The sequence below is a fragment of the Kribbella sp. NPDC050281 genome, assembly GCF_040655855.1.
In the GTDB taxonomy this organism is placed as follows: domain Bacteria; phylum Actinomycetota; class Actinomycetes; order Propionibacteriales; family Kribbellaceae; genus Kribbella.
Window position 1 is genome coordinate 67,915 of sequence record NZ_JBFAKS010000001.1, and the last position, 18,356, is coordinate 86,270.

Consider the following 18,356-nt stretch of genomic DNA (forward strand, 5'->3'; position numbering starts at 1 on the left):
GGTGCGCGGGGTGCGCGGGGTGCGGGGGTGCGGGGGTGCGGGGGTGCGGGGGTTAGGAGGCTTCGGCTGAGGGGCGGCGGCGACGGCGGGGACTGGTACGGCGGGGGCGGATGGGGCGGCGGGGGCCGACTAGGCGGGGGCCGGCGAGGCGGTCCTCGAGTCGCCGGGCCTCGCGGCGGATCGGCTGCGCGACGTACTCGCCGAAGATGACGCCCGACGCGATCGCGACGCCGATGGCGACCGCGGTGGCGAGGCTCACGATGCCCAGCAGGTCGCCCAGACTCATCAGCTCGTACAAGCCCTTGTAGATCGTGAGTCCGGGCAACAATGGGATCGTACCGGACACGACCACGACCAGCGGCGGCACGCCGAACCGGCGACCGAGCGAGTAGCTGCCGATCCCGACGGTGAACGCGGCCGCAGCGGTCGACCAAGCCGGCCCGAAGTCCGCGCGGGTCATCAGCGTGAACACCAGCGACCCGGCAGCGCCGATCACCGCGACCGGCGGCAGGGCCCGCAGCGGCGCGTACGACGCGTAGGCGAACGCGACCGCCATCAGCGCACCGGAGCCGACCATGATCGGCAGGTTCGCCAGCTGGATCGTCTGCGCCTCGAGACCGACGTTCAGACCGAACCTGAGGCCAAGTGCGAGCCCCAGACTCACACCGGCGATGATCCCGCCGGTCAGCAGCATCGCCTCCAGCAGGCGGGCCGCCGCAGTCACGTAGTACCCGGTGATCGCGTCCTGGACAGCACCGGTGAGCGCGATCCCGGCCAGCAGCATGATGATGCCCGCGGCAACTACCAACGATGGTTTCACCGGTGCATGAACGGCGTACAGGATCAGCGCGACCGCGCTCGCGACGAACGCGCCGGCGACCTGCTGGTAGAACGCGGGCAGTCGCTGCCGGCTGAACCACCGGTTGTTCAGGTCGATCACGACCGCGGTGACGACCGCCACCAGCGTGATCAGCCAGCCTCCGCCGAGCAGCAGCGTCGCGCCGCCGGCCATCACACCCCACGCGAGTACGGCGGTCCAGCGCGGGTACGGCGGACCCGCCGACGTCAGCCGGGCCAGTTCGCGACTCGCCTCGTCCCGGGTCAGGTCGCCGCGGGCGAACCGCCGTACCAGCCAATCGACCTCGGTCAGGCGGGAGAAGTCCTGCGACCGGTAGCGGACCAGCCGGATGTGCGTCTCCGGCGCGACGTCCGGCGCCGCCTGGTACGAGATCGCCATCGAGGTGAACGTGATGTCGACCTCGCAGCCGCGCAGACCACCGGCCGCGGTCACACCCAGGATCGTCGCGGTCGCGTCCGCCGTACCGGCGCCGCTGGACAGCAGCACCTCACCGACCCGCAACGCCAGGTCGAGGGTCCGGTAGCCCTCCCGCTGCTCGTCCCGCTCCATCACTCGCCGAGCAGGCGATGGGCCATCGCCAGGTCGGTGATGAGGATGTTCACCCAGCCCCCGAGCAGCGCGGCGCGGATCGCGGAGAACTTCCGGTCCCCGCCCGCGACGCCGATCCGGCGCGGCACCGCCAGCAACTCCTTGGCGGTCACTCCGATGACCCGCTGGTCGAACGTCGAGCGCACGTGCCTTCCCTCTTCGTCGAAGAACCGGAAACAGACGTCACCGACGGCGCCGAGCCGGCGAAGCTCGTCCTGGTCGGCCTCGGCGACCGCGTTCCCACTGCGCTGCAGCAGCGGCGAGGGCTCGAGACTGCCGATCCCGACCAGGGCGTCGGTGAGCTGTCCCCAGGTGCCCAGAACGTCCCGAACGGACACGTCGTTCATCATCGCCCGCCGGACCGCGGGCGTCCCGACCAGTCCGGGCGCGGGCAGGTAGACCGGCATCCCACCGGTCAACTCGGCGAACCGCGCGGTCAGCCGGGTCGCCTGCATCTGCACCGCCGCGTCACCCAGGCCGCCGACGATCTGGACCACCCGGTCGACCACCGGGACGCTCTTGCGCGGCATCCGGTCGACCGCGCTGATCAGCGTCTCGCTCCAGGACGAGATCCCGATCACGTGCGCACCGGTCAGCGTCATGTCCAGGTACGCCGCCGCACCCGAACCCAGCGCCGGCAGTACGTCGTCCCCGGCACCCGCGGTGTCGACCACCACGGCGTCCCGGAGCCCGTACCGGCCCTGCAACTCGTCCTCGAGGTCGCTGTGCACCCCGCTCGGCATGGTCACCACGGTGTGCACGATGCCGACCTCGACGGCCTGCTTGAGCATCCGCGACACCCGCGCCTGGGAGAGGTTGAGCTCGGCCGCGATCCTCGGCTGCCGGATGCCCTTCTCGTGGTACATCCGGGCCACCTTCGCCAGCAGCCGCAACTCGTCCAGCCCGGGCTGGCGCACCGCGCGGTTGCCGTTGGCCACGTCGACTCCCCTTAGGACACGATCAGGAATGGACTATAGGTCAGCGGCGGCGGGCGAACCCGATAAACTGACCGCAGTTTGCAAGACCACACGTGCTCTGGGGTCGGTGGAATTCCGAGCCGGCGGTGACAGTCCGCGACCCGTACACCCGCGAGGGTGTCCGGTTGACCTGGTGGAACTCCGGGACCGACGGTGAAAGTCCGGATGGGAAGATGCACGTGGCAGTCTTCGCGATGCCGTCCGGTGTGCGCTGTCCGCGCGATCGGACCCGTCGTGGAGCTTGTCGTTGCCCCCGGAGTGCCAGGCCGAGAGGACAACGACCGTGACCACCGTGACAACCCGCCTGGACACCATCCAGCACGCCGTCGACCAGATCGCATTGGGGCGACCCGTGGTGGTCGTCGACGACGAGGACCGCGAGAACGAGGGCGACCTGACGTTCGCCGCGAGCCTCGCAACCCCCGAGCTGATGGCGCTGCTCGTCCGGCACACCAGCGGCTACGTGTGCGCGCCGGCCGCGCCGGAGGTGCTCGACCGGCTCGAACTGCCGCTGATGGTGCCGGACAACCAGGACAGCCTGCGTACGGCGTACACCGTCTCGGTCGATGCGAGCAGTGGCGTCGGCACCGGCATCTCGGCCGCCGACCGGGCCCGGACCGTCCGGGTGCTGGCCGACCCGGCGGCGCGGCCCACGGACCTGATCCGGCCCGGCCATATCCTGCCGCTGCGCGCGGTGGCCGGCGGCGTCCGCCAGCGGCCGGGTCATACCGAGGCCACGGTCGAGCTGGTCCGGCTGGCCGGACTGCCGCCGGTCGGCGTGATCGGCGAACTGATGAACGACGACGGCACGCTGATGACCGGAGCCGACCTGCGCGCCTTCGCCGACACGCACGGCTTCGCGATGGTGTCGATCGCCGACCTGGTCACCTTCCTCGGCTGACCAGCCTGCGGGCGGCCGCCGCGATGCCGTCGGGCGAGAGCCCGAAGTGATCCAGCAGGTAGTCGGCCGACCCGGTGGGCGCGAACTCGGGGATCCCGAGGATCGTCACCCGGGCCGGATGCTGCTGGACGACGGTCTCCGCGACGGCACCACCGAGCCCGCCGCCGGACACCGCCTCCTCGGCGGTCACGATTCCGGCCGTCTCCCGCGCGGCCGCGACCACAGCGCCGGTGTCCAACGGCTTCACCGTCGGCATCGACAGCACCCGGGCCGAGATCCCTTCTGTGGCGAGCTGCTCGGCGGCGGCGATCGCTCGCCACAGCACGGTCCCGTTGCTGATCAGCGTCACGTCGTCGCCGGCCCGGACGGTGATCGCCCGGCCGAGCCGGAACTCGTAGTCCTCGTCGTACACCTTCGGCACGCTCATCCGGCTGACCCGGATGAACACCGGCCCGTCCGAGGCCGCCGCCCAGCGCAACGCGGCCGCCGTCTCGATCGGGTCGGCCGGCACGATCACCGTCAGGTTGGAGATCGCCCGCAGCCAGGCGATGTCCTCGATCGAGTGGTGCGTGGGGCCGAGTTCGCCGTACGCCACCCCTGGACTCATCCCGCACAGCTTCACGTTGGTGTTCGAGTACGCCACGTCCGCCTTGATCTGCTCGAGCGCGCGACCGGTGAGAAAGCAGGAGGCGGCCGACACGAACGGGATCCGGCCGCCGTTGGCCAAGCCGGACGCGACCCCGACCATGTCCTGCTCGGCGATGCCGACGTTGATCAACCGGTCCGGGAACGCCTTGCGGAAGCTGTTCAGCTTGCTCGAGCCAACCGAGTCGTTCACCACCCCGACGATCCGGTGGTCCGCGTGCGCGAGCTCGGCCAGCGTCTCGACGTACGCGTCCCGGCAGTCGTACCGCGGCCGGTCGGCGATCGAGGTCTCGACGAGAGTCATCGGAGCTCCTTGGCGTAGCCGGGAACAACGGCGTCCAGCTCGGTCAGTGCCTGCTGGAACTCCGCCGCGTCCGGCACCCGGTGGTGCCACGCGACGTTGTTGCTCATGAACGAGATCGGGTGGCCCTTGTGGGTGTGCGCGATCACGAAGGTCGGCTTCCCGGGCCGGAACGGTACGGCGGACAGCACGTCGAGCAGCTCGCCGTGGTCGTGCCCGTTCACCTCGACCACCGCGAACCCGAACGCCGCCGCCTTGTCCGGCAACGGATCCAGGTCGTTGGTCTCCTTCGTGGTGGCGCCCTGCTGCAGCCGGTTCCGGTCGACGATCACGGTCAGCCGGTCGAGCTGGTACTGGGACGCGGCCATCATCGCCTCCCAGTTGCTGCCCTCCTGCAACTCGCCGTCGCCGACCAGCACATACGTACGCCGCAGCGACACGTCGAGCTTGGCCGACAACGCGTGCCCGACCGCGACCGGCAGGCCGTGACCGAGCGGACCGGTGTTCGCCTCGACGCCGGCCACCTTGCGCCGGTTCGGGTGACCGTTGAGCGCGGACAGCGGCTTCAGGAACGTGGCCAGGTCGTCGACCGGCAGGAACCCGAAGGCGGCCAGCGTGGTGTACAGCGCCCCGGCGACGTGGCCCTTGCTGAGGATGAACCGGTCGCGCTCGGGGTCGGTGACCGAGTCCGGCGTGATGTCGAGGACCGCGCCGTACAGGGTCGCCAGGATGTCGATGGCGGAGAAGTCACCGCCGATGTGGCCGGCTCCGGCGTAGTGGACCAGCTTGAGGTCCTGGATCCGGATCTGCCGGGCCGCCTCGGCGATGTGCGCCACCTGCTCGGCGCGGCTGCTGTGGATCGGCAGCCGCCCGGGCATCGGCATCGTCGTGTGTTCGACGGTCAGCGTCATGCGATCTCCGCCATGGAACTCAGCAAGACCTTCTGCACCAGCTTCTGTGCCGCCAGAGCATCGTGCGACGCCTGTGCGGCGGCCAGTGCCTCGTCGTCCAGTACGTCGAGCGCGTGGTGCACCGCCTTCAGGAACTGGATCGCCTGCTTCGCGGCCTCGACACTGTCCTCTCGGAACGGGAACTGGTCCAGCTGCCAGACACCCTCCCAGTTGTTCTTCCGCAGCGTGTGGAAGAACTCGAACGTCTCGACCAGGTGGACCGACCCGACCACCATGTCGTCGTCCCAGCCGCGCAGGTTGTCGTTCACGTCGATCGCGAACAGGCGGTTGTAGTCGATCGCCAGCTGCGCCGCGTCGGCCGGTGTCTCCTGGCCGTAGAGCGAGTGGCCGAAGTCGAGCAGGATGCCCAGGTTCGGCAGGCCGATCTTCTCGATGCCGAGCAGCGTGCGGGCGACGTTCGGGAAGATGATCTTCACCCGCGGCTCGCGCGGCTTGTACTCGATCACGAAGTTGATGTCGGGGTGTGCCGAGACGAGCTCCTTCAGGCCGTCCAGCGCCAGGTTCCAGATGTCGTGGTAGTTCACCTGGAACGGGTAGTCCCAGCCGTCCTGGCCGGGCCACAACTTCACGTACGAACAGCCGAGGTCCTTGGCCAGCTCGGTTGCCTGGTGCAACAACTCGATCGCCTGCTTGCGGACGCCGGGGTCGGGGTTGGTGAGCGAGCCCTTGACGAAGTCCCGGGTGTAGATCTCCGGAGTGATCGCGATCGCCTTGAGGTTGTTGCGCTTCAGCGCGTCCTTCACCTCGTCCAGCGTCCCGTCGTACCCCGCGAACGGCCAGTTCAGGTCGACCACGGACAGATCGCCGACGGCGCCGGCCTTGTCGATCTGCTCGAGCAGCCCGACCGGGTCGCCGTACCCGTCGGTGGCGTAGCGGTCCTTGTAGGTGGCGAAGTGCCAGACCCCTGCGCCGAAGACCGGCATGTCAGTCATGATGTGCTCCTTTGGCGGGCAAAACGGCGGATCTTGGCGAACATGTCCTCGAGCAGGAAGCGGACGTCGACCTGTTCGCACACGTGGATCGGGTTGTCGGTGCCGGGCAGGTACCAGCCGTCGACGCCGAAGCGCGGTGCCGGCCGGACCCGGAAGTTGCCGCTGTGCGGGTAGAGCATCAGCGAGATGGCCGGGGAGTCGCCGAGCGAACGGGATTCGATCGGCTCGCCGTGCCAGGTGGCGTTCCACTCGATCAGCTGGTCGATCAGGTACTTGCCGAGCGGGCCGGCGTCGCCGATCTTCTCCTCCAGCTCGGCGTAGCTCACCGAGACCTTCGTGTAGACGTCGCTGGTGACCTGCCACACCGTCATGCCGGAGCCGAAGACCACGTTGGCGGCGTGGATGTCGTTCGACAGGTTGAACTCCATCCGGTGGTCCGCGCTGTAGCCCTGGTAGCCGCGACCGCCGATCCAGATCACGATCACATCCCGGTCCACGATCGCCGGGTCGAGCAGGATCGCCGAGGCCATGTCGGTGAGCGGGCCCAGGAACGAGACGAACAGCGGGTCGTCCTTCGTGGCCGGCTTCGACTCCTCGATGATCAGCCGCGCACCGGGCGAGTCCAGCGGGGTCTGCTCGTCCGGGATGCCTGTCGGAGCGCCATTCGCGACGGGAACCTTGCCGGTCAGGTCCAGCAGGTCGAGCAGGAGGTCGATCTCCTCGCGTGACTCCTCCATGCTCCGGTCCGACCGGCGGGTGCCGAAGTGCGCGGGAATCAGCCCGCGGATGTCGAAGGTGGGCGACAACAGCCCATGCACGATCGCGAACTGGTCGTCGGCCTCGTTCTTGGCGTCGGTGTTGATGATCACCCGGCGTCTGCTCGGCTTCACCTGTGTCGACCTCCATCGGCTGATCGAATAAATATTCACTACTGCATAAGACGTCGCCATGAGTGTCGCCACGACGCTAGAGTCCCGTCAAGGGCTCGGTTGAACGTTGTCAGACTTGGAGGGCGATCGATGGCGCCGGCCGTACTCGCGGTGGACCAGGGCACCACGAACTCGAAGGCAGTCCTGGCGAGTGCTGACGGCACCGTGCTGGCCACCGGGTCCGCACCGGTCGCGCTCTCGGCTCCGCAGCCCGGCTGGGCCGAGCAGGATGCCGACGACCTGTGGCGCAGCGTGCTCGAGGCGATCTCGTCGTGCCTGGCCGCCGCGGAGCCCGTCGAGATCGCCGGGATCGGATTGTCGACGCAGCGTGAATCGGTGGTCGGCTGGGACCGTCGTACCGGTGAGGCTGTGGGCCCGGTCATCGGTTGGCAGGACGTGCGTACGACGTCCTGGTGTTCGTCGCTCCCGCCCGGCTTGGACACACTGGTGCGATCTCGCACCGGACTGCGGGTGGATGCGATGTTCTCGGCGCCGAAGCTCCGCTGGCTGCTCGACCACACGAACGCCGATCGCGTGGGCACCGTGGACTCGTGGCTGATCCATCGGCTGACTGGTTGCCGTGAGCACCTGACTGACGCGGGCAATGCCTCGCGGACCTTGCTGTACGACGTACTCGGGCTCGACTGGTCCCCGGCGCTGCTCGAGGCCTTCGGCGTACCTCGATCCGTACTGCCCGAGGTACGGCCTTCGAACGCCGGATTCGGCGTCACCGCAGGCGTTTCAGGCCTGCCGGACGGGATCCCGATCGTTGCCGTGCTGGCGGACTCGCATGCGGCGATGTACGGCCAGGGCTGCACGCGGGCCGGGATGATCAAGGCGACGTACGGGACCGGGTCGTCGGTGATGACGCCGGTCGACGAGTTCGTTGCGGACGGATGCACTCTGGCGTGGCTGACGGACCGGCCGCTGTACGCGCTCGAGGGGAACATCGTCTCCTCGGGCGCCGCGCTCGCCTGGACGGCCACCACACTCGGACTGCCGGACGTGGGCACGTTGATGGAACTCGCGGCGACTGTGGACGACGCCGGCGGAGTCAGCCTGGTGCCTGCGTTCGCCGGCCTCGGGGCCCCGCACTGGGACCGTGCCGCGCGGGCCGCGATCACCGGGATGAGCAGTTCCACCACCCGCGCGCACCTGGCCCGCGCCTGCGTCGACGCCGTCGCTCACCAGATCTGCGACGTCACCGACACCATCCCGGGCACACCCGCACGCCTGCGCGCCGACGGCGGCGCGACCGTCTCGGATCTCCTCATGCAGACCCAGGCCGACCTGCTCGGCCACCCCGTGGAGGCTGCCGATGTTGCCGAGATCTCGGCCCTGGGCGCCGCCGAGCTCGCCTGGGCCACTCTCGGCGCTCGCACCGGCTGGGCCGCCCAGCGCGGCTACCGCAGCTTCGAGCCCGCCATCGACGCCGCTGCGCGAGCGAACCGCCGCGTCGAGTGGGCGGCCGCGGTCGCCTCGGTTCGCACCTCGAAGTGACGTCCATCTCGCTCTGAGTGTGCTGACCGGATGTGGTCGGACATCGCTTTCCGTGACGGGTTGACTCGTCGTGACGGCCCACCTAAAGTGGCGGCCACAGGCCTCGGAAAGCCCTTTCCCAGGCTCACGAGGGGAGGCGGCGATGTGCGAGTTCGGACCGGGCCCGGCCACGGCGCTGCCGGGCGGCATCGGCATCTCGTTGCTGAAGGTGTACGACCTCCGGGCCCCGGACGGTTCGGCCGGCGGGTCCCCGCACGTGCACCTGGCCTGCTCCGAGGGGTACTACGTGGTCGCCGGATCCGGCGCGGTCCAGACGCTGAACCCCAAGGGCTTCACGGAGACCCCGCTCGAGGCCGGCGCTGTGGTCTGGTTCGACCCCGGGACGATTCACCGGCTGGTCAACGGCGGCGGTCTCCAGATCCTGGCGCTGATGTCGAACTCCGGGCTCCCCGAGGCCGGCGACGCCGTACTGACGTTGCCGCCGGAGCACCTGACGGACCGCGAGACCTATCTGAAGGCGACCACCCTCACCGGCGAGGGTGAGGCCCGGACCACGTCCGCGATGGCCCGGCGCAACCTCGCGCTCGACGGCTTCGCCGTACTGCGGGAGTCCTACGAAACCGACGGGCCGTCCGCGCTGGACGACTTCTACGCGGCGGCGGTCCGGATCGTCCAGCCGCAGCTACCGGACTGGCGCCGCCGCTGGGACCAGGGCGCTCGCCGGCTGGCCGAGCAGACCGGCGCCGCCCTCGATGCTCTCGAAGCCGGTACGGCGCCGCACCTACAGACCGCTGAACTCCACGAACTACCCGCCCCCACCGAGTTCGGCCTGCATGGCATGTGCGGTCGCCTCGACACCTACGACATTTCTTCGCGAGAGGCAGAACAGTGAACGAGCGACGCGTCGGCATCGTGATGAACGGCGTCACCGGCCGGATGGGCCTGCGCCAGCACCTCGAGCGTTCCATCGTGGCGATCCGCGAGCAGGGCGGCCTGCCCGCCGCCGACGGGACGATGATCATCCCCGAGCCGATCCTGGTCGGCCGCAACGAGCTGAAGCTGCGCCGGATCGCGGAGCAGTACGGCCTGACCCGGTGGACCACCGACCTGTCCGAGGCGCTCGCCGAGCCGGACGTCGAGATCTACTTCGACTCGTCGCTGACCCAGCTCAGGGAGAAGGGGGTCCGCGCCGCGGTCGAAGCGGGCAAGGCGATCTACTGCGAGAAGCCGATCGCGGAGAGCCTGGACGCGGCGATCGACCTGGCCCGGTTGGTCCGGGACGCCGGGCTGAAGAACGGCATCGTCCAGGACAAGCTGTCGCTGCCCGGGCTGCGCAAGCTCAAGCGACTCGTCGACGGTGGGTTCTTCGGCCGGATCCTCTCGGTCCGCGGTGACTTCGGCTACTGGGTCTTCGAGGGTGACTGGCAGGAAGCGCAGCGGCCGTCGTGGAACTACAAGCTCGAAGAGGGCGGCGGCATCATCCTCGACATGTTCTGCCACTGGCGGTACGTGCTCGACCAGACCTTCGGCCAGGTCAAGTCGGTGTACTGCCAGGGCGCGACCCACATCCCGACCCGGGTCGACGAACAGGGCAACGAGTACGCCGCCACCGCGGACGATTCGGCGTACGGCGTCTTCGAGCTGGAGGGCGGGATCATCGCGCAGATGAACTCCTCCTGGGCGACGCGGGTGTTCCGCGACGAGCTGGTCGAGTTCCACGTCGACGGGACCGAGGGATCCGCGGTCGCGGGGCTGCGGAACTGCCGGGCGCAGCACCGGTCCGCGACGCCGAAGCCGGTGTGGAACCCGGACCTGCCGGCCACCGAGAGGTTCCGCGACCAGTGGGCGACGGTGCCGGACAACGAGGTGTTCGACAACGGGTTCAAGGTGCAGTGGGAGATGTTCCTGCGGCACGTGGTCGACGACGCCCCGTTCACCTGGGACTTCGTCGAGGCCGCCAAGGGCGTGCAGCTGGCCGAGCTGGGCCTGCAGTCCTGGCGCGAGGGCCGCAAACTCGAAGTCCCCGCCCTGAACCTCGAGGGACAGCTGTGACGCTCGAGGTTCTCCTTCCATCCGGTGGTGGGTTGGAGAGGTACCGGTTGGTGGGTGAGCCGGTTGCTCGGGGCACCTATTCGCCGGCTCGGTCGCGGCTGGCGTTCGCGGCTGCGCACGTGGTGGCGGATCCGCTGGGGGACAACTCGCCGGGTGCGCCTGCGGTGATCGATTGGGAGCACACGCTGGAGTTTCGGCGCCATCTGTGGTCGCTGGGGTTGTCGGTGGCTGAGGCGATGGACACCGCGCAGCGTGGGATGGGGCTGGACTGGCCGGCGACGCAGGAGTTGATCCGGCGGTCCGCGGGCGAGGCGCCGGACGGGCGGATCGCGGTTGGCGTCGGCACAGATCAGCTCACCGCTGCGAGCCGTCCCGCCGCCGGCTCCGGCGGTGCCCACGCGTTGGACGCGGTGATTGCCGCGTACGAAGAGCAGCTCGGTCTGGCCGAGGAGGTCGGCGCACAGCCGATCCTGATGGCTAGTCGGGCGTTGTGTGCTGCGGCCGAGTCGCCTGACGACTACCGGAAGGTCTACGACCGGCTGCTGGGTCAATCGACCCGCCCGGTGATCCTGCACTGGCTCGGGTCGATGTTCGATCCGGCGCTCGACGGCTACTGGGGTAGCGACTCGCTCGACACCGCCGCCGACGTCGTCGTCGATCTGATTGCCGACAATGCGACAAAGGTGGACGGCATCAAGGTCTCGCTGCTGGACGCCTCGCGTGAAGTTGCCCTGCGCAACCGTCTGCCGGAGGGCGTCCGGCTCTACACCGGCGACGACTTCAACTACCCGGCCTTGATCAAGGGCGACGACGACCGCTACAGCGACGCGCTGCTCGGCATCTTCGCCGCGATCGCGCCCGCCGCCGCGGCGGCGCTGAAGGCGCTGGACGACGGCGACCTCGACACCTACGACCGTGTCTTCGCACCGACGGTCCCGCTCGCGCGGCAGATCTTCTCGGCGCCGACGTACTACTACAAGACCGGGATCGCCTTCCTGGCCTGGCTGAACGGGCACCAGCCCGGGTTCTCGATGGTGGGTGGCCTGCAGACCGGCCGGTCGCTGCCCCACCTGGCCGACACCTTCCGGCTCGCCGATCAAGCCGGCGTACTGACGAATCCGGATCTTGCCGTTCAGCGGTTCGGGCAGTTGCTGCGGGTGGGTGGAGTCGACGCGTGAATCGCTACAGCCTGAACCAGGCGACGACGAAGTACTGGCCGCTCGAGGATGTCGTCGCGGCCAGCGCCGAGGCCGAGCTGTCGTGGATCGGGCTGTGGCGTGAACCGATCCAGGAGTACGGCGTCGACAAGGCCGCCCGGCTCGTCGCCGACGCGGGACTGAAGGTGTCGTCGCTGTGCCGCAGCGGTTTCTTCACGTCGACCGATCCGGCCGAGCGAGCAGCGAAGATCGAGGACAACCGTCGCGCGATCGACGAGGCCGCCACGATCGGGACCTCCGTGCTGGTGCTCGTCAGCGGCGGTCTGCCGCCGGGCTCGCGCGACCTCGACGGCGCGCGTTCCATGGTCCGCGACGGGCTGGCCGAGCTGGCGCCGTACGCGTCGGAACGCGGGGTCAAGCTCGCGGTCGAGCCGTTGCATCCGATGTTCTGCTCCGACCGGTGTGTGGTGTCGTCGCTGTCGGGCGCCCTGGATCTCGCCGAGCAGTTCCCGGCGACGCAGGTCGGCGTGATCGTCGATGCCTATCACCTGTGGTGGGACGCCGACGTCTACCGGCAGATCGAGCGCGCGGGTGAGCGGATCCTCTCCTACCAGGTGAGCGACTGGGTCGTCCCGCTTCCGGAGGACACACTGCTCGGCCGGGGCATGATGGGCGACGGCTCGATCGAGCTGCGCCGTCTCCGTGCAGCGTGCGATGCGGCCGGGTACGACGGGCCGATCGAGGTAGAGATCTTCAACCAGAAGCTGTGGGACGCGCCAGGGCAGCAGGTCTTCGACCTTGCGCTCGCGCGGTATCGGGAACACGTCATCTGACCCTCGACATCAGGAGCTGACCGTATGAGTGACCGGACCATTCCCGCCGACGGCATCGGCATGCACCTCTACACGATGCGCGACGTGCTGGCCGAGGACTACCCGGGGACGCTGAAGCGCCTCGCCGGGATCGGATATCGCACGATCGGGGTGAGCGGGCGGTTCGACCACAGCGCCGAAGAGATCCGGTCCTTCGCGGACGACGCCGGGCTGTCGATCGTGCTCGAGCACATCGGGTACACCCGGATGGCGGACGACTGGGACAGCGCGCTGGCCGGCGTGAAGACGCTGGGCGGGAAGTGGGTCGTCGTACCGTCGATTCCCTCCGAGCTGCATTCGGTGGAGGGTTTCCGTACGGCGGCCGCGGCGTTCACCGAGGCGGGTAAGGCTGCGCGTGATGCCGGACTGAAACTGCTGTTCCACAACCACGGGCGCGACTTCGACTCGGTCGACGGGCAGATCCTGTTCGACATCCTGCTGGACGTGGATCCGGAACTGCTCGGGTTCGAGTTCGACCTGTACTGGGCGGTCGAGGGCGGCCAGGATCCGGCGCAGTACTTCCAGGAGAACCCGGGCCGGTTCCCGGCGCTGCACGTGAAGGACATGGCCGCGGACGGGTCGTGGGAGGACGTCGGCGCCGGCAAGCTCGACTTCGCCGCGATGTTCGCGCACGCCTCGGAGGGCGGGGTCGAGCAGTGGCTGGTCGAGCACGACAAGCCGACCGACGCCTGGCACTCGGCCGAACGCAGCTACCGCGGCCTGACCGAACTCCGGTTCTGAACGGGACCACCAGATACGGCTTAACCGGATCAGATCTGGTGACGACCGCTCACTGCTGGTGAGATCGGTCTAGGCTCGATCCGTGCCGAAGGAGCCTACGGTCCGGCTGACCGCCATCCGCCGCCTGTACGAGGTGAGCGCCCGGATGGGTGCCGGGCGGAGCCTGGCCGAGACGCTGCAGGCAGTCGTCGACGGTGTGGTGGACGGGCTCGGCTTCGGCATCGCCGTACTGAACCTGCGCCACCCGGACGGCAAGTTCGAGGTGATCGCGGTGGCCGGCTCGCCGGAGGCGCGGGAAGCCCTGCTCGGCACGGTGAGCGCGGCGGACATCTTCGACGGCGAGTTCGCCATCGCGGACAAGTGGGGCGGCTTGCGCTTCGTGCCGCACGAACGGCTGCCCGAAGGCGAGGTCGTCGGCTGGGTGCCCGAGATCCCGGTGTCGGACGACCCCGCCGCCTGGCATCCGCTGGACGCGTTGTTCGCGCCCCTGCACTCGTCCGACGGTGAACTGGTCGGGATGCTGGCGGTCGACCTGCCCGAGGATCAGCGGCGGCCAGGGCCGATCCACCGGGAGTTGCTGGAGATCTTCGCCACCCAGGCCGGGCTGGCGATCGACAAGGCCCGGTTGACCGATCAGTTGCTGGCCGAGAAGACCCGGCTCGAGGCGAGCGAGACAACGTTCCGGATGGTCTTCGAGGGCGCCGGGAACGGGATGGCCACGATCGCCTTCGACGGGTCCGAGGCGGGCCGGATCGTGCGCGTGAACGACGCGTTCTGCCGGATCACCGGGTACGCCGCCGCCCAGCTGATCGGCGTACCGATGGTGGACTTCCTCCGCGACGAGGAGCCGGCCCAGTCCCAGCGGGAGCTCGAAGAGCTTGCCCGAGGCAACAGAACGTACCGGTTCGAGCGCATCTTCACCCAGCCCGGCGGCAACGAGATCTGGCTCGGCGGGACGGCGACGATCGTCGCCCAGGGCGCCGGGCTGCCGCGGATCCTGCTGATCCAGATCGACGACGTGACCGCCCGCAAGGACGCCGAGCGCGAACTGCGCCACCACGCCGCGCACGACCCGCTGACCGGCCTGCCCAACCGTCGCCTGCTCCAGCACCGCTTCGCCGCGGTGCTGGAGCGGACCCGCGCGTCAGGCCGGCCGGGTGCCGTGCTGTTCTGCGATCTCGACCACTTCAAGCTGGTGAACGACGGCTACGGTCACGAGGCCGGCGACCGCGCGCTGCGCGAGATCGCCACCCGGCTGGCCGCCGAGGTCCGGCACGGCGACACCGTGGCCCGCCTGGGCGGCGACGAGTTCGCGATCCTCGCCGAGGACATCGTCGACGAGGACCTCGCGACCCTCATCACCCGCCTCGAGACCGCCGTCAGCCGCCCGCTCCCCGGCATCACCATCGAGGTCAGCACCAGCATCGGCACCGCCCCGATCACGCCCGGCTCGACCGACCTGGACACCCTCCTCCACACCGCCGACCAGGCAATGTACGACGCCAAGCACCGCCGCGGCTGACCTCAGGCGGCGTCCAGGGTGGCTACCTGGTCGGGGGTGAGTTCGAGGTCCAGGGCGGCGTACGAGTCGCGGATCGTCTCCGGGCGGCTGGAGCCGGGGATGGGGACGACGTGCGGGGACTTGGCCAGCAGCCAGGCGAGGGTGACGCGCTGCGGGCTGACACCGAGGTCGGCGGCGAGCCGGTGGAACGCGGGGTGCTTGCTGCCGAGGTCGCCGGCGTTGGAGATGCCACCGAGCGGCGCCCAGGGCAGGAACGCGATGCCGAGCTCGTCGCACAGCTCGAGCTCCGGCTCGCTGGACCGGAACGCCGGCGAGAACTGGTTCTGCACCGAGACGAGGCGGCCGCCGAGGATCTCGTTGGCCTGCTTGATCTGGGCCGGGTTCGCGTTCGAGATGCCGGCCATCCGGATCTTGCCGGCGTCGAGCAGGTCGCGGATCGCGCCGATGGAGTCCGCGTACGGCGTCTTCGGGTCGGGCCGGTGGAACTGGTAGAGCCCGATCGCCTCCACCCCGAGCCGCTTGAGCGACTCGTCCGCCGCCTCCTTCAGGTGCGCCGGGGACCCGTCCACGGTCCAACTGCCGTCACCGGGTCGCTGGTGGCCACCCTTCGTCGCGACCAGGACCTTCGAGGTGTCGCCGCCGTACGACGCCAGCGCCTTGGCGATCAGGGACTCGTTGTGGCCGACGTCGGTCGCGGTCAGGTGGTACGCGTCGGCGGTGTCGATCAGCGTGATGCCGAGGTCGAGCGCCGCGTGGATGGTCGCGATCGACCGGGCCTCGTCGGGCCGGCCCTCGATCGACATCGGCATGCCGCCGAGCCCGATCGCGCTGACCTCGACGTCGCCGATCCGGCGGGTGTGGTTCGTCTGAGCTGCCATGTCTCCAACGTCCCGCGTGCGGGTCTCCGATTCCAACAGGAATCTCCGCACAGACTCAGCACTCCTGGTGCTGAATCGATGTCAAGGGGTTACCTTTCGAACGGTAGTTACGTAAGAATGTGACGCAACTCGACCTCCCCTGGATCGGAGCCCGCCCGTGCCTCCTCCTCCCACCCGTCGTACCTTCCTCCAACTGACCGGCCTGAGCGCCGCCGCGGTCGCCATCGGCGTCGCCGCGCCGGCCGGCGCCGACGCCACCCCGGGACGCCCGATTCCGTCCGGCGCCTTCGCGCTCGGCGTCGCCTCCGGTGATCCGCGCACCGACGGTTTCGTCCTCTGGACCCGACTCGCCCCGACGCCGCTGGCGACCGACGGACACGGCGGGATGCCCGCTGAGCCCGTCCCCGTGCAGTACGAAGTCGCCGAGGACAGCCAGTTCAAGCGCGTCGTACGCCGGGGGCTCGCGATCGCCACCCCGGAGCTGGCGCACGCCGTACATCCCGAGGTGCGCGGTCTGCGGCCGGACCGCGAGTACTTCTACCGGTTCCGCGCCGGCAGCGAGCTCAGCCCGGTCGGCCGGACCAAGACGCTGCCGGTCCAGGGGTCGCAGTTCACCTTCGCCACCGCCTCGTGCCAGGCCTGGTACCACGGGTACTTCGCAGCCCATCGCGACATCGCCCGGCGGGCGCCGGACGCGGTGTTCTTCCTCGGCGACTACATCTACGAGTACGGGATCGTTGCCAGCGACAACCTCTGGCGCGAGGGCGTCTCGGTCGGGCCCGAGCACGGCGTGGAGATCGAGACACTGGAGCAGTACCGGTTGCGGTACAGCCTGTTCAAGACCGACCCGGACCTGCAGGCCGCGCACGCGGCCGCGCCGTGGTTCCTGGTCTGGGACGACCACGAAGTACAGAACAACTACGGCGCCGACAACTCGCTGTACGGGATCCCGCCGGAACTGTTCGTGCATCGCCGCGCCGTTGCGTATCGCGCGTTCTACGAGAACGTACCGGTCGCCCTGGACAGCCTGCCGCATGGACCGGACGGTCAGCTCTACCGGCGGTACGACGTCGGATCGCTCGCGCGGGTGCACCTGCTCGACACCCGGCAGTACCGCGACCCGCTGCCGGTGGACGAAGCCGATCGCGTGTCCGAGCAGCGCACCATCATGGGCGCCGAGCAGGAGAAGTGGCTGTACGACGGACTCCGGCATTCACCCGCGGCCTGGAACGTCGTTGCGGGCGGTGTCGTCCTCAGCGCGATCACCGACGACCGGACCGAGCAGTGGGACGGCTATCCGGCGAACCGGCGCCGGGTGCTCGAGGCGATGGGCCAGGCGGGCACCGCGGTGATGCTCACCGGCGACATCCACCGCCACGTGGCCTCGGAACTGAAGCTGGACTTCGCGAATCCGGACTCGCGGACGGTCGGCGTGGAGCTGGTGTGCTCGTCGGTCGGCTCCAACGGGGACGGCACCGACACCGACCAGTACGCGCAGGACTGGCTCCAGCACCCCTACGTGAAGCTCTACAACGCGCGCCGTGGGTATGTGCACTCGACCTTGACCCGATCCGACCTGACCTCGGAGTTCGTCACCTTCCCCTACATCCAGGCCGACGCGAACGCCGAACCGCGGGTGGTCGCGACCTTCCGCACGCCCGCTGCCGATCCTCGTCTGGAGGCACTGTGATGAATCGTCCTCCCGCCATCACCCAGCTTCGTGGTACCGGCGACATCGGCACCCTCACTCTCGACTGGAAACCTGTGTCGTGGGCAACGGTTGTCGACCACTACGCCGTGTACGTCGCCGAGCCCGGATCCGCGACGTACACCCTGCTGGGCAAGACCGTCTATCCACACTTCGTGCATCGCGGCCTCGGATTCGCCGGCGTCACCAGGTCCTATCGGGTGGTGACAGTGGATGCTGCGGGCAACAGGTCGCAGGCGTCGCGTTCCCTTGCCGCTGCGAACAAGACGTCCGTGACGCTATCCGGTCAACCGATCGCGCGAGTCGGCGTCTATGACGGCAAGGGCTCGGAGCTGGCGCTGTCGCCCAAGGGGTACGCCGACTACCCGGTGCGCTTCCCGTCGGACGTCGACTACACCTACGGGACTTCGGTGCCTTCGGCCGACTGGTCGTACCTGTTCCCCGGGCCGGCGGACAAGTGGGCCGGAACGAAGAACCACACAGTGACGTTCCGGTTCGATCTGACCGCGCCGCCGGAGCAGGATCTCGACCTGGCGCTGTGGCTGATCGACAGCCACGCCAGCATCCCGGGCTCCGCCGTACTGTCCGTCAACGGCACCGAGGTCGGGCGGCTGGCGTTCGCGAACGGTGCCACCAAAGGCTCGACGATTGCCGACAGCACCTACCCCGGTTCACCGCTCAAGCCGTCGTACCTCGAGGCACCGTTGCCCAAGGCACTCTTCCGGACAGGTCAGAACGCAATCGAGCTGATGAAGGACGAGGGCTCATGGATCGCCTACGACGCCTTCGGGATCTATGCGCGGACGTGACGGCAACCCAGGCC

The 18,356-nt window shown here is 69.2% G+C and carries 17 protein-coding genes and 1 riboswitch; of the genes, 10 read left to right on the top strand and 7 right to left on the bottom strand.

Going from position 1 to position 18,356, the window contains the following annotated elements; all coding sequences use genetic code 11:
* Positions 1-52 precede the first annotated feature (52 nt).
* Complete coding sequence (locus tag AB0I34_RS00380) at positions 53-1,408, bottom strand: threonine/serine exporter family protein (RefSeq protein ID WP_360436932.1); 1,356 nt, start codon at positions 1,406-1,408, stop codon at positions 53-55.
* Positions 1,408-2,385, bottom strand: coding sequence for a sugar-binding transcriptional regulator (locus AB0I34_RS00385; RefSeq protein WP_360436934.1), 978 nt, complete (start codon positions 2,383-2,385; stop codon positions 1,408-1,410). Before AB0I34_RS00385 ends, AB0I34_RS00380 begins: the two co-directional genes overlap by 1 nt.
* Before the next feature lie 88 nt (positions 2,386-2,473).
* Positions 2,474-2,607: riboswitch (FMN riboswitch) on the top strand.
* Between the two features lie 100 nt (positions 2,608-2,707).
* Here AB0I34_RS00385 and ribB point away from each other — a divergent pair.
* Positions 2,708-3,325 (top strand): 3,4-dihydroxy-2-butanone-4-phosphate synthase, encoded by a 618-nt coding sequence (gene ribB, locus AB0I34_RS00390; protein WP_360436937.1) that lies wholly within the window; start codon positions 2,708-2,710, stop codon positions 3,323-3,325.
* Here the strand turns inward: ribB and AB0I34_RS00395 are convergent.
* From AB0I34_RS00395 to AB0I34_RS00410, 4 genes are read right to left on the bottom strand one after another with little or no spacing between them, the layout of a single operon-like run.
* Positions 3,309-4,274, bottom strand: a complete 966-nt coding sequence (locus AB0I34_RS00395) for a transketolase C-terminal domain-containing protein (protein ID WP_360436940.1) — start codon at positions 4,272-4,274, stop codon at positions 3,309-3,311. The genes ribB and AB0I34_RS00395 overlap by 17 nt on opposite strands.
* On the bottom strand, positions 4,271-5,182 hold the full coding sequence (locus tag AB0I34_RS00400) for a transketolase (protein ID WP_360436943.1): 912 nt from the start codon (positions 5,180-5,182) through the stop codon (positions 4,271-4,273). Before AB0I34_RS00400 ends, AB0I34_RS00395 begins: the two co-directional genes overlap by 4 nt.
* Complete coding sequence (locus AB0I34_RS00405) at positions 5,179-6,174, bottom strand: sugar phosphate isomerase/epimerase family protein (RefSeq protein WP_360436946.1); 996 nt, start codon at positions 6,172-6,174, stop codon at positions 5,179-5,181. Before AB0I34_RS00405 ends, AB0I34_RS00400 begins: the two co-directional genes overlap by 4 nt.
* Positions 6,171-7,064, bottom strand: coding sequence for a nucleoside hydrolase (locus AB0I34_RS00410; RefSeq protein ID WP_360436949.1), 894 nt, complete (start codon positions 7,062-7,064; stop codon positions 6,171-6,173). The genes AB0I34_RS00405 and AB0I34_RS00410 overlap by 4 nt, the downstream gene beginning before the upstream one ends.
* A 129-nt stretch (positions 7,065-7,193) precedes the next feature.
* Here AB0I34_RS00410 and AB0I34_RS00415 point away from each other — a divergent pair, with 129 nt between their 5' ends.
* The 7 genes from AB0I34_RS00415 to AB0I34_RS00445 all read left to right on the top strand — a co-directional run bounded on the left by AB0I34_RS00415 (position 7,194) and on the right by AB0I34_RS00445 (position 14,947).
* Positions 7,194-8,603 (top strand): FGGY family carbohydrate kinase, encoded by a 1,410-nt coding sequence (locus AB0I34_RS00415; protein WP_360436952.1) that lies wholly within the window; start codon positions 7,194-7,196, stop codon positions 8,601-8,603.
* 142 nt (positions 8,604-8,745) lie between these two features.
* A complete protein-coding gene (locus AB0I34_RS00420) occupies positions 8,746-9,495 on the top strand; it encodes a cupin domain-containing protein (protein WP_360436955.1) in 750 nt (249 codons plus the stop codon).
* Positions 9,492-10,655, top strand: coding sequence for a Gfo/Idh/MocA family oxidoreductase (locus AB0I34_RS00425; protein WP_360436958.1), 1,164 nt, complete (start codon positions 9,492-9,494; stop codon positions 10,653-10,655). The genes AB0I34_RS00420 and AB0I34_RS00425 overlap by 4 nt, the downstream gene beginning before the upstream one ends.
* Positions 10,652-11,833: a dihydrodipicolinate synthase family protein gene (locus AB0I34_RS00430; RefSeq protein ID WP_360436961.1), complete on the top strand. Its 1,182-nt coding sequence runs from the start codon at positions 10,652-10,654 to the stop codon at positions 11,831-11,833. The genes AB0I34_RS00425 and AB0I34_RS00430 overlap by 4 nt, the downstream gene beginning before the upstream one ends.
* The gene (locus tag AB0I34_RS00435) at positions 11,830-12,645 is read left to right on the top strand and encodes a sugar phosphate isomerase/epimerase (RefSeq protein ID WP_360436964.1); all 816 of its coding nucleotides are present in this window, start codon (positions 11,830-11,832) and stop codon (positions 12,643-12,645) included. The genes AB0I34_RS00430 and AB0I34_RS00435 overlap by 4 nt, the downstream gene beginning before the upstream one ends.
* A 24-nt stretch (positions 12,646-12,669) precedes the next feature.
* On the top strand, positions 12,670-13,425 hold the full coding sequence (locus tag AB0I34_RS00440; protein WP_360436967.1) for a sugar phosphate isomerase/epimerase: 756 nt from the start codon (positions 12,670-12,672) through the stop codon (positions 13,423-13,425).
* Between the two features lie 82 nt (positions 13,426-13,507).
* On the top strand, positions 13,508-14,947 hold the full coding sequence (locus tag AB0I34_RS00445; RefSeq protein ID WP_360436970.1) for a diguanylate cyclase: 1,440 nt from the start codon (positions 13,508-13,510) through the stop codon (positions 14,945-14,947).
* Between the two features lie 2 nt (positions 14,948-14,949).
* On the opposite strand, the gene AB0I34_RS00450 is transcribed toward AB0I34_RS00445, so the two are convergent.
* The gene (locus AB0I34_RS00450) at positions 14,950-15,825 is read right to left on the bottom strand and encodes an aldo/keto reductase (protein ID WP_360436973.1); all 876 of its coding nucleotides are present in this window, start codon (positions 15,823-15,825) and stop codon (positions 14,950-14,952) included.
* Between the two features lie 157 nt (positions 15,826-15,982).
* Here AB0I34_RS00450 and AB0I34_RS00455 point away from each other — a divergent pair, with 157 nt between their 5' ends.
* Both AB0I34_RS00455 and AB0I34_RS00460 read left to right on the top strand, forming a co-directional pair.
* A complete protein-coding gene (locus tag AB0I34_RS00455; RefSeq protein ID WP_360436976.1) occupies positions 15,983-17,515 on the top strand; it encodes an alkaline phosphatase D family protein in 1,533 nt (510 codons plus the stop codon).
* Positions 17,515-18,342 (top strand): polysaccharide lyase family protein, encoded by an 828-nt coding sequence (locus AB0I34_RS00460; RefSeq protein WP_360436979.1) that lies wholly within the window; start codon positions 17,515-17,517, stop codon positions 18,340-18,342. The genes AB0I34_RS00455 and AB0I34_RS00460 overlap by 1 nt, the downstream gene beginning before the upstream one ends.
* Positions 18,343-18,356: the final 14 nt, after the last annotated feature.